Annotated in this window: 10 protein-coding genes and 1 tRNA gene; 5 read left to right on the forward strand and 6 right to left on the reverse strand. The window is 57.1% G+C overall.

The window, feature by feature from the left end; genetic code table 11:
- Window positions 1-7: 7 nt before the first annotated feature.
- A complete protein-coding gene (gene ccoN / locus AAFH99_RS13550; protein ID WP_043321047.1) occupies window positions 8-1,468 on the reverse strand; it encodes a cytochrome-c oxidase, cbb3-type subunit I in 1,461 nt (486 codons plus the stop codon).
- 153 nt (window positions 1,469-1,621) lie between these two features.
- Entirely contained in the window at window positions 1,622-2,842 is a 1,221-nt protein-coding gene (locus AAFH99_RS13555; RefSeq protein ID WP_043321049.1) for an argininosuccinate synthase, read from the reverse strand.
- Window positions 2,843-3,195: 353 nt separating this feature from the next.
- Here AAFH99_RS13555 and pyrC point away from each other — a divergent pair, with 353 nt between their 5' ends.
- From pyrC to AAFH99_RS13575, 4 genes are all read left to right on the forward strand, one after another.
- Window positions 3,196-4,233: a dihydroorotase gene (pyrC, locus tag AAFH99_RS13560; protein ID WP_406827976.1), complete on the forward strand. Its 1,038-nt coding sequence runs from the start codon at window positions 3,196-3,198 to the stop codon at window positions 4,231-4,233.
- Window positions 4,234-4,281: 48 nt separating this feature from the next.
- The gene (rnt, locus tag AAFH99_RS13565; protein ID WP_043321051.1) at window positions 4,282-4,968 is read left to right on the forward strand and encodes a ribonuclease T; all 687 of its coding nucleotides are present in this window, start codon (window positions 4,282-4,284) and stop codon (window positions 4,966-4,968) included.
- Between the two features lie 93 nt (window positions 4,969-5,061).
- A complete protein-coding gene (locus AAFH99_RS13570) occupies window positions 5,062-7,005 on the forward strand; it encodes a PHB depolymerase family esterase (RefSeq protein WP_406827977.1) in 1,944 nt (647 codons plus the stop codon).
- 192 nt (window positions 7,006-7,197) lie between these two features.
- Window positions 7,198-7,395 (forward strand): hypothetical protein, encoded by a 198-nt coding sequence (locus AAFH99_RS13575; RefSeq protein ID WP_043321079.1) that lies wholly within the window; start codon window positions 7,198-7,200, stop codon window positions 7,393-7,395.
- 228 nt (window positions 7,396-7,623) lie between these two features.
- Here the strand turns inward: AAFH99_RS13575 and secF are convergent, their stop codons facing one another.
- The 4 genes from secF to queA form a co-directional block, all read right to left on the reverse strand.
- Complete coding sequence (secF, locus tag AAFH99_RS13580) at window positions 7,624-8,628, reverse strand: protein translocase subunit SecF (protein WP_051687427.1); 1,005 nt, start codon at window positions 8,626-8,628, stop codon at window positions 7,624-7,626.
- A 10-nt stretch (window positions 8,629-8,638) separates the two neighbouring features.
- Entirely contained in the window at window positions 8,639-10,507 is a 1,869-nt protein-coding gene (secD, locus tag AAFH99_RS13585) for a protein translocase subunit SecD (RefSeq protein WP_043321083.1), read from the reverse strand.
- Window positions 10,508-10,691: 184 nt separating this feature from the next.
- Window positions 10,692-11,825 carry a tRNA guanosine(34) transglycosylase Tgt gene (gene tgt, locus AAFH99_RS13590; RefSeq protein WP_406827978.1) on the reverse strand — a complete coding sequence of 378 codons (1,134 nt, stop codon included), beginning with the start codon at window positions 11,823-11,825 and terminating at the stop codon, window positions 10,692-10,694.
- Window positions 11,826-11,879: 54 nt separating this feature from the next.
- Complete coding sequence (gene queA, locus AAFH99_RS13595) at window positions 11,880-12,935, reverse strand: tRNA preQ1(34) S-adenosylmethionine ribosyltransferase-isomerase QueA (protein WP_406827979.1); 1,056 nt, start codon at window positions 12,933-12,935, stop codon at window positions 11,880-11,882.
- Window positions 12,936-13,073: 138 nt separating this feature from the next.
- On the opposite strand from queA, the gene AAFH99_RS13600 reads away from it, so the two are divergent.
- A tRNA-Leu gene (locus AAFH99_RS13600) sits at window positions 13,074-13,160 on the forward strand.
- Window positions 13,161-13,487 lie beyond the last annotated feature (327 nt).

Here is a 13,487-nt window from a genome sequence, read left to right on the forward strand (position 1 = left end):
TTTCCCCTTAAGCATTCTTCGCGATCGGCAGGTTTTCATCGTGACGCACTTCGCCTTCTTTAGGCTCGTCGGTGACGGTGCGGAATACGTTGTACGCCATCAGGAACATACCGGTCAGGAAGAAGGCACCACCCAACCAGCGAACGATGTAGCCCGGGTGGCTGGCGATCACGCTCTCCACAAAGCTGTAGGTCAGGGTGCCGTCGGCGTTGAAGGCGCGCCACATCAGGCCCTGGGTAATACCATTCACCCACATCGCCGCGATGTACAGAACAGTGCCCACGGTAGCGAGCCAGAAATGCGCATTGATCAGCTTGACGCTGTACATCTCTTTACGGCCCCAGAGTACAGGTACCAGGTGATACAGGGCGCCGATGGAGATCATCGCAACCCAGCCCAGCGCACCGGAATGCACGTGGCCAATGGTCCAGTCGGTGTTGTGGGACAGTGCGTTCACGGTCTTGATGGACATCATCGGGCCTTCAAACGTGGACATGCCGTAGAAGGACAGGGATACCACCAGGAAACGCAGGGTCGGGTCGGTGCGCAGTTTGTGCCAGGCGCCAGACAAAGTCATGATGCCGTTAATCATGCCGCCCCAGGACGGAGCCAGCAGAATCACCGACATAATCATCGCCAGGCTCTGGGTCCAGTCCGGCAGTGCCGAGTAATGCAGGTGGTGGCCACCGGCCCATACATAAATGGAGATCAGCGCCCAGAAGTGCACAATAGAAAGCTGGTAGGAGTAGACCGGGCGACCGGCCTGCTTCGGTACGAAGTAGTACATGATGCCGAGGAAGGCAGCGGTCAGGAAGAAACCAACCGCGTTGTGTCCATACCACCACTGGATCATGGCGTCCTTGGTACCGGAGTATATGGAATAGGACTTGAACGGCGCGACCGGCACTTCCAGGTTGTTGACGATATGTAGCGCGGCAATGGTGATGATGTAGGCACCAAAGAACCAGTTGGCTACATAGATATGGGAAGTACGACGCTTGGCAATGGTGCCAAAGAACACGATTGCATAAGCAATCCACACCAGTGCGATCAGGATATCAATTGGCCACTCCAGTTCTGCGTACTCTTTACTGGAGGTGTAACCCAACGGCAGAGTAATCGCGGCGGCAATGATGACGACCTGCCAGCCCCAGAAAGTGAAGGGAATGAGCCAACCGCCCCACAGGCGAGTCTGACAGGTGCGCTGGACCACATAGTACGAGGTCGCAAACAGTACGCTGCCGCCAAATGCGAAGATAACCGCATTGGTGTGTAACGGACGCAGACGACCAAAATGCGTGAACGGCTGCCACAGGTCATTCAGCGCAGGCCAGGCCAGCTGGGCGGCGATCAGGACACCCACGCCCATACCAAAAATACCCCAGACCACCGACATGATGGTGAACTGGCGCACAATGTTGTAGTCATAGTCCGGCAGCTTGCCGGCCTCTGCCACTGTAGTCGTCATTGTGTTACTTCCGTTGCTTTTAGAGATTCGTTTCCGTCAAACGCGGGGGTACTCGCCATAATCACCAATAGGGGGGCGGCTATACCCTTCACGGTAGACCGGGTGGGCACAGGAACGACGATTTAAACGCTGTAATCGCCCTTCCCGGCTGATTTAGATCAAGTCTCTGCCTTTACCCGCTGCGATACGCAGGCGCAGGGCGTTCAATTTGATAAAGCCCTCGGCATCTTTCTGGTCGTAAGCGCCCGCATCGTCTTCAAAGGTGGCGATTTTCTCGTCGAAGAGACTGTCATCGGAGCGGCGACCAACGGCGGAAACACTGCCTTTATACAGTTTCAGGCGCACCTCACCGTTCACCACAGACTGGGACTGGTCGATTGCCGCCTGCAGCATTTCGCGCTCGGGGGACCACCAGTAACCGTTGTAAATCAGCTTTGCGTAGCGCGGCATCAGCTCGTCTTTCAGGTGTGCGACTTCGCGATCCAGAGTGATGGATTCGATGGCGCGGTGCGCCTTCATCATGATGGTGCCACCGGGTGTTTCGTAGCAGCCGCGGGACTTCATGCCCACATAGCGGTTTTCCACGATATCCAGACGACCGATACCATTGGCACCACCGAGCTTGTTCAGTTTCTCCAGCAGGGTCGCTGGGCTCATCCGCTCGCCGTCGATGGCAACCGGATCGCCATTCTCATACTGCAGGGTGATGTAAGTAGGCTTGTCCGGTGCGGCTTCCGGGCTGACACTCCAGCGCCACATATCTTCTTCCGCTTCCGCCCAGGGTTCCTCGAGCACTCCGCCTTCATAGGAGATATGCAACAGGTTGGCATCCATGGAATACGGGGACTTTTTCTTCTTGTTGGAAAAATCCACCGGAATCTTGTGCTGCTCACAGTATTCCATCAGTTTCTCGCGGGAATTCAGATCCCACTCACGCCAAGGGGCGATCACCTGGATGCCGGGCTTCAGAGCGTAGGCGCCGAGCTCGAAACGCACCTGATCGTTACCCTTGCCGGTGGCACCATGGGAAATGGCATCGGCACCGGTTTCGTTGGCGATTTCGATCAATCGCTTGGCGATCAGAGGGCGGGCGATAGATGTACCCAGCAGGTACTCACCTTCGTAAATCGTATTAGCGCGGAACATAGGAAAGACGAAGTCGCGCACGAACTCTTCGCGCAGATCGTCGATGTAGATCTCTTTTACACCCAGGGCTTCCGCTTTGGCGCGTGCCGGCTCCACTTCCTCACCCTGACCGATATCGGCGGTAAAGGTAACAACCTCACACCCATAGGTATCCTGCAACCAGCGTACGATCACCGAAGTATCGAGCCCGCCGGAATATGCCAATACCACCTTATCGATCTTGCTCATTACTATCCTCTGTATAGTGGGCCCGTGCTTTCGGGCTGTGCCTTCACTACAGGTACACTGCCGCCCTACCGGGGCGTTGCACCTGTGAAATGTCTCGAACTGGGGGGATTATTTTTGGATGTGTGCCCAGGAACTGCGGGTAGGCCGCCTTTTTTCGGGGCGCGATTGTAGCGCCTAGAACGGCATACGACTAGCACCAGACGGCCAGCCGAATGATTGCGTAAAAAGCAGCCCGTCAACCTGTCTACTTTACATTCAATCTGGTGAGAAATGAGACATTCACCGCAGTTTTCGCAATTTTTTGGCGCTTCGGGTAGCATCGGCGCCGCGATCAATCCGGGAGGAGATATTCGGTGGAGCCCAAACAGCAAATCACGCTGCGCAAACCTGACGACTGGCACATTCATTTACGCGATGGCGCCGCCTTGCCGCGCACTGTGGGAGACGCCGCTGACCAGTTTCGACGGGCCATCGTCATGCCCAACCTGGTACCGCCGGTAGTCAACGCAGGTGACGCTCTCGCTTATAAAGAGCGTATTGAAGCCGCGATCCCGGAAGGGAACCCGTTCACCCCATTAATGGTGATCTACCTGACCGACAATACCACTCCAGAGGTGGTAGAGCGCGCGCATTCCGCCGGAGTCGTAGCCGCCAAACTCTATCCGGCCGGCGCTACCACCAATTCTGACTCCGGTGTCACGGATATCGCCAATATCTACCCTGCACTGGAGGCCATGCAGTCCTGTGGCATGAAATTGCTGCTGCACGGCGAGGTAACCACCAGCGAAATCGATATTTTCGACCGCGAGCGGGTCTTTATCGAAAACATTCTGGGGCCGGTAGTAGACGATTTCCCCACTCTGAAAATTGTTCTGGAACATATCACGACGGCGCATGCGGCCGAGTTTGTCGCTCAAGCCCGCGACGGTGTTGCTGCAACCATTACCGCGCATCACCTGCTGTACAATCGTAATCACATGCTGGTGGGGGGCATCCGACCGCATTACTACTGCCTACCCATCCTGAAACGCGGCTATCACCAGAACGCGCTGATCGAAGCGGCGACCAGTGGCAACCCTAAATTTTTCTTGGGTACGGATTCAGCGCCCCACGCTCAGGGCAAAAAAGAAACGACCTGCGGCTGCGCCGGCTGCTACACCGCGTTCAGTGCCATCGAGCTCTACGCTGAAGCCTTCGAGCGCGCCGGCAAACTGGATATGCTCGAGGGGTTCGCGAGCGACTTTGGCCCCGACTTCTATGGCCTCCCGCGCAATAGCGATACCATCACCCTGGTGCGGGAGCCCTGGACACTTCCCTCCGGGCTACAGATGGGTGACGACGCCCTGATCCCGTTGGCCGCAGGCGAAACATTGAACTGGCGCCGGGTATAATCCCCAGCCCCGCCGCAAATTTGAATTGGTTTAGCTCTCAGGATACCCGTGACCCCAGCAGAAACGCCCAACGGCCCCAAAAGTCTTCTGGCCCAGCGCTTTCGTGGCTTTCTGCCCGTAGTGCTGGACCTGGAAACGGCGGGCTTCAACGCCCGCACCGACGCCCTGCTGGAAGTGTCAGCGGTTATCCTGAATATGGATGACCACGGCACCCTCTACCCAGAGGAAACCCACAGCTTTCATATAGAGCCATTTGAAGGCGCCAATATCGAGCAGTCCGCCCTGGATTTCATTGGCGTAGATCTCGACTCCCCGGACCGCGACGCCTGGCCTGAAGAGATCGCCCTTCCGGAGCTGTTTCGGCAGATTCGCCGCGCCATCAAGAGCCACAGCTGCACCCGCGCCATTATGGTTGCGCACAACGCGCACTTCGACCTCGGCTTTATCAACGCGGCGGTCGCGCGCTGCGGCCTGAAACGCAACCCTTTCCACCCCTTCTCGTGCCTGGACACCGCCACTCTGGCGGGACTGGCCTACGGACAGACCGTACTCGCCAAAGCCTGCCAGACGGCCGGAATGGCCTTCGACAATAGCGCTGCCCACTCCGCGGAATACGATGCGGAGAAAACCGCCGAACTGTTCTGCGGCATCGTCAACCGCTGGCGCGACTTGGGCGGCTGGCCCCTGCCATCCGCTGCGGACGACCCACAGGCAGAAGGCGAAGACGCGGACTGATCCACCTTCTCCCGTACGACTTTGGTCGCATATTCACCGTTTCGCCCCCTCGCTAGGCTGGGGTTGCTTCCAATAAAAATAACGGTGAAAGCGATGAAACTTTTCAAGCAGCGCAAGCTCCTGGGCGCCGGCCTGGGTCTATCCATAATGCTGGGTGCGGCAGCGGCAGACGCCGGCAGCTGGCAACAGAACGTCGCCATCGGCGGCTTCAACAAGGTCCATATTTACACCCCGGACTCCTCCTCACCAATTGGTGACGGCAAGGCACTGCTGGTGGTACTGCACGGGTGCACCCAATCCATCGACGCCTACCTGAGCGCGAACCTGGAACAGGCCGCGGAAGAATACGGCATGGTCGTGGCAGTGCCCGATGCCATGAATAAGGCCGGCTTCAGTTGCTGGTCCTACTGGCAGGGCACCCGCTCTCGCACCGCCGGAGATTACAAAAATCTGGTCAACCTGGCCAATACCATGAGCGGTGATTCCAGTCGGGGCATCGACCCGAATCAGGTGTACATTGCCGGTCTATCCTCCGGTGCCGCCTTCGCCAATACCACCGCGTGTATCGCCCCGGATGTGTTTGCAGGCATGGGTATCAGTGCCGGCCCGAGTATCGGCACCAGCTCCAGTGGCGCCATCGGTAGCTGTGAAACCGCTAATGTCGCCAGCCGCTGCAACTCTTACGCCGGTAGCTACGCCGACCATTTCGATACACAAATCGCCTCCATTGCCCACGGCACCAACGACACCACAGTGGATGACTGCTACAACACCCAAAACGCGGAAGGGATGGCCGGCGTTTACGGTGTGAGTCAGCTGCCAGGCACCGACACTTACACCGACGGCGGCCGCAGCGCGACAGAAACTCTATGGCAGGACGGGCGCGTCTCCATGCTCTGGCTGAATGGTGTCGATCACGCCTGGTCTGGCGGTCAGGGCGCGAGCGGCAGCTACATTAGCGGTACTGGTATTAATTACGCCAGCTATCTGGGACAGTATTTCATCGCAAACAATAAGCGCGTCGACCGCAATAGTGGGCCGGTACTCAGTGATATTGCCATCAGCACCAGCGGCAGCCAGGTATTGGTCAGCGGCAATGCGAGTGACGCGGAAGGCAGCGTGCAGAGTGTTGACGCCAACTTCGAGGGAAACACCAGCAGTTCAGTGAGTGGAGGCACCGACGCCAGCGGTTTTTTTTCATTGACCAGCCCGGCGCTGGCGGATGGTCTTTATGAAGTCACCGTCACCGCAACAGACGATGAAGGGGCCGCTGGGGAACCCTACCTGTCTACTGTGCGCGTAGGGCCGGAGCCGCCGGCCATGGCGCCAGAGCTGAGCAACCTCAGCGCCCATGTGGCCGGTCAGTGCGTTTCAGTGAGTGGCAATGTGGTCGATCAGAATCAGGACCTCGAAAGCGTCTCCATCGCATTCAGCAATGGCAGTATCACCGCTGCAGTAGTTGGCACTGAGTTCTCTGGCGAACAGTGCGATCTGCCCGGCGGAGCGGGGTCCGCTACGGTCACCGCGACGGATATGACGGGCCTGAGCAGTAGCGCGAGTGTAAGCTTCGTCGCCGATGCGGGTGTCACCGCGACCCTCGACCAGCATATTGCCGCAGGCCGCCTCGATTACACCAACTACGCCAATTGTTACCTGGAATACAGTAGCGCCAGCTTCCGCCTGGATGAGTTTTCCGTCGGTGGCGGCCAGTGCCAATGGCGCGATAACGATGCCTCCTGTAACGGTCCACAAGTGGCCTGCACTGGCGGTGGTGGCAGCTCCAGCGGAGGAAGCTCCGGAGGCAGTAGCTCCAGCAGTAGCTCTGGCGGCAGCGGCTCCGGCGGTGAGACCTGCTCCGAACACAGTACGTACAACTACTACCAGAAAACCGCGGGCCGTGCATACAGTACCGGCAACCCCATGGCACCGGACTATTTCGCCGAGGGAAGCGATGAACCCATGGCCGGCTCTACCTGGGGACTGAACACGCTGCACAGCACCAATGGTAGCAATTGGTCGGTGGGCAACTGCCCCTGACGCCCATCACCGCACCGCCATCAATAACGGATAAAGGCCTGATAAATCAGGCCTTTATCCGTTCCGGGAGCAGAAAATTCTGCACTCGCCTCTTCCCGTGGGAACACACTTGAAGAAGCAAAATCGTGGCGGGTGATTTTTTGCACAGATTGCGGTATTATCTGCCGTTCATGCATAAAAGTGGACAGAATTGTGGCTAAAAAAGCATCCAGCGCCAGCAAACGCGGCAAGGAAACCGTTTCTACGGAGTCGCGCGAAGCCATCGAAGCTCAGATTCAGGCGTTCCTTGCCAGCGGTGGCGAGATTGAGCAGGTGCCCAAAGGGGTCAGTGGTCAAACCAACACTTCTGGTCCCAAGCATATTACTCTCGGTAAGAAGCCCCGCGCCTGATTCCAGCGGTCGAGTGACCTCGACTGCTCCCTCCATTCTTCTCGCCAGCATTGAGCCCGCGCAATCCGGTCGGGTTTCGCGCGCCCCAGAGGGCCGTGTGACGCCCAAGTCGCGATACAACCAGGTCCGCGGACAATCAACCGGTAGCGATACCAATCTTTCGGTCTGCGAGACATAAAAAAGGCGGGTAACACCCGCCTTTTTTATGTCTGCCGTCAAATCTCTGTATTACGGCATCTCATCCAATTCCGCACCTTCCTTCACCGGTGGCATCAGGTCTTCTTTGGAAATCTTCATCGCCATCAGAACATTGGCAGCCACATATACGGAGGAAAAGGTACCAATGACCACGCCCACAATCAGCGCCAGCGAGAAATTGTGGATCAGCTCACCGCCAAAGAACTGCAGCGCCCACAGTACCAGCAAGGTGGTGAACGAGGTCATAAAGGTCCGACTGAGCGTCTGACTGATCGAGATATTGATCACCTCCTCAGGGTCCGCCTGACGCACCCTACGGAAGTTTTCCCGCACCCGGTCATAAACCACGATGGTGTCATTGATGGAATAGCCCACCACTGCCAGCACTGCGGCAAGCACGGTCAAATCGAAGTCCAGACGCAGAATAGCGAAGAAGCCCAGCACGATAATCACGTCGTGGATCAGAGCCACCACCGCGCCCACGGCGAATTTGTACTGAAAGCGCAGCGCTACATACGCCATTACCACCGCCAGCGCGAACAGCATGCCGAGGCCGCCATCATCGCGCAGCTCTTCACCAATCTGCGGCCCAACCATTTCCACCCGGCGCAGATCAATGCTGCCATCACTATGCTGACGCAGCACACCGACCACCTTGTCACCGATGGAGTTATTGGCCTCCGCTTCCCGCGCATTCTGCTGCGCCTGCTGTTCCGCCACCTCCGGCGGCAACTTGATCAGTAGCTCACTGTCCGATCCAAAGCGCACGACCGCCGCGCCTTCAAATCCCGCATCCTCAAGCTGACTGCGTACATCTTCGATTTTAGGGGCGTTCTGGTAGCCCACTTCAATCTGCGTACCACCGGTGAAATCGAGGCCGAGCTTCAGTCCGTTCATTGCCAGCGCAGCGATCGAGGCAATGACCAGCGCAATGGAAATGGCGGCCGCAACTTTGCGCCAGCGCATAAAGTCATACACGCGCTTACCCATATACTCGGTGATCTTGCCGTTTTCTTCTTTGGTATTGCTACTCATCACCGTCCCCTTAAATCCAGAGTTTCTGTACACGGCGACCGCCGTAGAACAAATTGATCAACGCACGGGTGCCCATGATGGCACTGAACATTGAGGTCAGGATGCCGATAGACAGGGTGACCGCGAAGCCCTGAACTGGGCCGGAGCCGATGGCATACAGAATGACCGCCACGATCAGGGTAGTGATATTGGCATCGACAATGGCACTGTAGGCATTGTCAAAGCCGGAATTGATCGCCGATTGCGGCGGCAGCCCATTGCGCAACTCCTCCCGTATTCGCGAGAAGATCAGTACATTGGCATCAACTGCCATACCGATAGTCAGAACCATGCCCGCGATACCCGGGAGGGTCAGTGTCGCGCCGAGAATGGACATGACCGCGACCAGAAGCACCAGGTTGACCGCCAGTGCAATATTTGCGGCCAGGCCAAATGCCCGATAGAAAAGCAGCATACAGATCACTACGGCGAGCAGACCGATCTGCACCGAAGTAACCCCCACCTTGATATTGTCCGCGCCGAGAGAGGGGCCAATCACTCGCTCTTCAACGAAGTACATGGGCGCGGCCAGTGCACCGGAGCGCAGCAACAGTGCCAGTTCCTGGGCTTCCGCCGGGCTGCCCAAGCCGGTGGTGCGGAACTGGCGACCCAAGGGGCTCTGAACCGTCGCCAGGCTGATGATCTTCTTGTCGTCAGTGCGCTTCTGCACCACCACTTCATTACCCTCTGCGTCGATCTGGGTCTCGGGGGTAAACCGGCTTTCCACAAACAGAGTGCCCATGCGGCGACCGACGTTCTTCCAGGTAGCCCGATGCATCAGTTCGCCACCGCGGGCATCGAGGGTAATGTTCACCTGGGGGAAGCCGCTTTCGTCGTATCCCACCCGGGCATCGGTCACGCGCTCGCCGGAAATGATGATTTTCCGCTCCAGCCAGGCGCCACCATAAGCCGCTCGCTCCTGCTCATTGCGGTACTCGAAGTATTCTTTATTGGTTACCAGGGCGTCCTGCTTCGCTTCCATGCGGTATTCAAGGTTCGCGGTTTTACCAATAATCCGCTTTGCCTCTGCGGTATCCTGAACACCGGGCAACTCCACCACAATGCGATTGCGCCCCTGGCGTTGCACAATGGGTTCGGCGACACCCAGCTCGTTCACACGATTGCGCAGGGTGGTCAGGTTCTGGGTAACCGCATAATCTTCCAGCTGTTTGATTTCCTGATCAGACAGTGTGGCGCGAATTTCCAGATTACTGCCGCCGCCACTTTCGGTGAGCTGCAGGGTGGGAAATTCACTGCGCAGTGTCCGCATCCCCAGGCTACGCAGATCTTCACTGCGGAATCTGGCTACGATCTCTCGATCGTTTTCCAGCTCCACACTGCGGTATCGGGCTTTGGCTCCGCGCAGCTTGGATTTCACGTCGGAGACGTAACCTTCCATATTGGTCTTGACGATGGAGTTGGTGTCCACTTCCATCAGGAAGTGCACACCGCCCGCCAGGTCGAGACCGAGCTTCATCGGGCTGGCGCCCATATTCATCAGCCACTCGGGCGTCGTGGGCGCCAGGTTCAATGCAACCACGTAGTCGCTGTGACCGAGCGCCTCCTGAATCGCACGCTTTGCCGGCAGCTGCTCCTCAATGGACTTCAGACGCAGCAACACTGATTTGTCCTGTACTTCGCCGCCGAAGTACGCGATACCAGCGTCATCTAATGCTTTCTGGGCTTCACTGAGCACATTCTGATCAATTTTCAGGGCACTGGATTGACCGGAAACCTGTACCGCAGGATCCGGTGGATACAGATTCGGCGCTGCATACAACAGCCCCAATCCGACGATGATCAGAATCAGGAGATATTTCCAGAGGGGGAAGCGATTCATGCTGTTCTCATTGTTGGACTGGCCCGCTTGCACGAATACAGTACGGGCACGTTTTTTTGGTAACTGACGATATGCGGACGCCCGTGCACAATTACAAGCCACGAGGCGATCCGATCAGATTTGGGAGCTGATTATACGGGGATAGGCAGGTGGCACAAATCGCCACGCTGCTCCTTGGGTCCACTCAACTCAGCGGAGGCACCTCTCGCCCCAACCCTTTATAGAAAGACGCCACAAAGTCTTCCAGCGTTCCCGCGGCAATGGCGTCCCGCAATCGTTGCATCAAACGCTGATAGTGGCGTAGGTTGTGAATAGTGTTCAATTGCGAGCCGAGGATTTCACCACACTTGTCCAGGTGGTGCAGATAACTGCGAGAAAAATTCTCACAGGTGTAACAATCGCAGCCCTCCTCCAGCGGACCGGTATCGTGGCGGTGCTTGGCATTGCGAATCTTCACCACTCCTTTAAAGGTAAACAGGTGTCCATTGCGCGCATTGCGCGTCGGCATGACACAGTCGAACATATCCACACCGCGACGTACGCCCTCCACCAGGTCCTCAGGCTTGCCCACTCCCATGAGATAACGGGGCTTATCCGCCGGCATTTGATGGGCCAGGTGATCGAGAACCTTGATCATCTCGTCTTTCGGCTCCCCCACTGACAGTCCACCGATGGCGTATCCGTCAAACCCGATTTCGGTCAGTCCTGCCAGAGAAACATCACGCAATTCCGGATACATCCCCCCCTGCACAATGCCAAACAGAGCCGAAGGATTGTCACCGTGGGCATCTTTGGAGCGCTTGGCCCAGCGCAGGGACAATTCCATCGACTTGCGCGCTTCATCCGGTGTGGCCGGGTAAGGGGTGCACTCATCAAAAATCATTACCACATCGGAACCCAGGTCGCGCTGCACCTGCATGGACTCCTCCGGGCCGACAAATACCGGACTGCCATCCACAGGAGACTTGAAAGAAACCCCCTCCTCACTGATTTTGCGCATCTGCCCCAGGCTGAATACTTGAAAACCACCGGAATCGGTCAGAATGGGCCCCTGCCACTGCATGAAATTGTGCAGGCTGCCGTGGGCCTTCACCACTTCCGTGCCCGGGCGCAACATCAAGTGAAAGGTGTTGCCGAGAATGATGTGAGCACCGATCGCTTCCACATCCCTGGGCAGCATGCCTTTTACGGTGCCGTAAGTACCCACAGGCATAAACGCCGGGGTCTCCACCACACCACGGGGGAAATGCAGCCGCCCACGACGGGCCTTGCCGTCCGTGGTATCCAGCTCAAACTTCATAAAACATTCGCGGCTCAAGGCATTCTCCTGCTTAAATCTATTTCGCCGTTGCTTTGCGCATCAATGACGGGCCTAAAGATTCCCGACTTCCGCGGGATCCACAGCGGGATTGCGCTCGATCAACATTGCGTCACCGTAACTGAAAAAGCGATATTTCTGACCCACAGCTTCTTTATATGCGTTCATGGCATGGCGGTAGCCCGCAAATGCACTCACCAGCATCAATAACGTGGACTCCGGCAAATGGAAGTTGGTGATCAGCCGGTCAACCACCTGGAACTGGTATCCCGGATAAATGAAAATTTCCGTCTCACCCTGAGTGGGCTCTAGCTGTCCGTTGGCGGCCGCACTCTCGAGAGCGCGCACACTGGTTGTACCTACCGCAACCACCTTTCCACCACGGGCCCGGCACGCCGCTACGGCATCACAGACTTCTGCGGACACATCGAGAATCTCGCTGTGCATCTTGTGGGTATTTATGTCATCAACACGTACCGGCTGAAAAGTGCCAGCACCGACGTGCAGCGTCACAAACGCGGTTTCCACACCTTTGTCACGCAGCGACTGGATTAGCGCATCGTCAAAATGCAAGCCGGCTGTCGGAGCAGCAACCGCACCGGCGTTGCGGCTATAGACAGTCTGATAGCGCTCCTTATCCGCTTCGGTATCGGCCCGATCAATATACGGAGGCAACGGCATATGTCCCTGGCGATCGAGTACCGTCAACACCCCCTCTTGCGGAAATTCAAGTTCGAAAAGTGCATCGTGACGATCAACCATCAACAGTGGTGTATCGTCTTCCAGCAGGATTTCACTCCCAGGCTTTGGCGACTTACTGGAGCGAATGTGCGCCAGCGCGCGGCGCTCATCCAGCACACGCTCAATCAGAATCTCCAGCTTTCCACCACTGGCCTTGCGCCCGAACAGACGCGCTGGAATAACCCGGGTGTCATTGAATACCAGCAGATCGCCGGGCTGGATCAAGTCCAGAATATCGACAAACTGGCGGTGTGACAGCGCACCCGTCGAACCATCCAGACACAGCAACCGGCTGCCCCGACGCTCGGCGGCCGGCGCCTTGGCAATCAGTGATTCGGGTAGATCAAAGTAAAAATCCTGGCGTTGCATCAGTTCAGTCTAGGCATTAATGAATCGGCCGCGAAGATTAACGGAAAGCACCTCGAGAGCCAAATCTGGTTGACCCGACTCCGGCCATCGCTATAATCATCGTCCTTTCCAGCCGACCCTAACGTCGGTGAAGAATCTGCCAGAGTGGTGAAATTGGTAGACACAGGGGATTCAAAATCCCCCGCTAGCGATAGCGTGCCGGTTCGAGTCCGGCCTCTGGTACCAAACAAAAAAGCCCTGATTGCGCGCGCAATCAGGGCTTTTTTGTTTGGTACCAGAGGCTGGTTGAGAAACGGCACTCGGTTCGACCAACTGCACCAGCAGTTGGGACGCCGCCAGGCGCCCGTGCCTCCGCTCCCTCGGAGCATGGGCGCTCACATGACAGCGCTTTGCGCTGCATGGTAGTAAGAGAAGTTCATCGTATCCTAAATACAAAAAAGGCCACCCCAAATGGGGTGGCCTTTTTTGTATTTAGAAGCCTGACGATGACCTACTCTCACATGGGGAATCCCCACACTACCATCGGCGATGTTGCGTTTCACTTCTGAGTTC

Source organism: Microbulbifer sp. ARAS458-1, from assembly GCF_045348205.1.
Taxonomy (GTDB): domain Bacteria; phylum Pseudomonadota; class Gammaproteobacteria; order Pseudomonadales; family Cellvibrionaceae; genus Microbulbifer.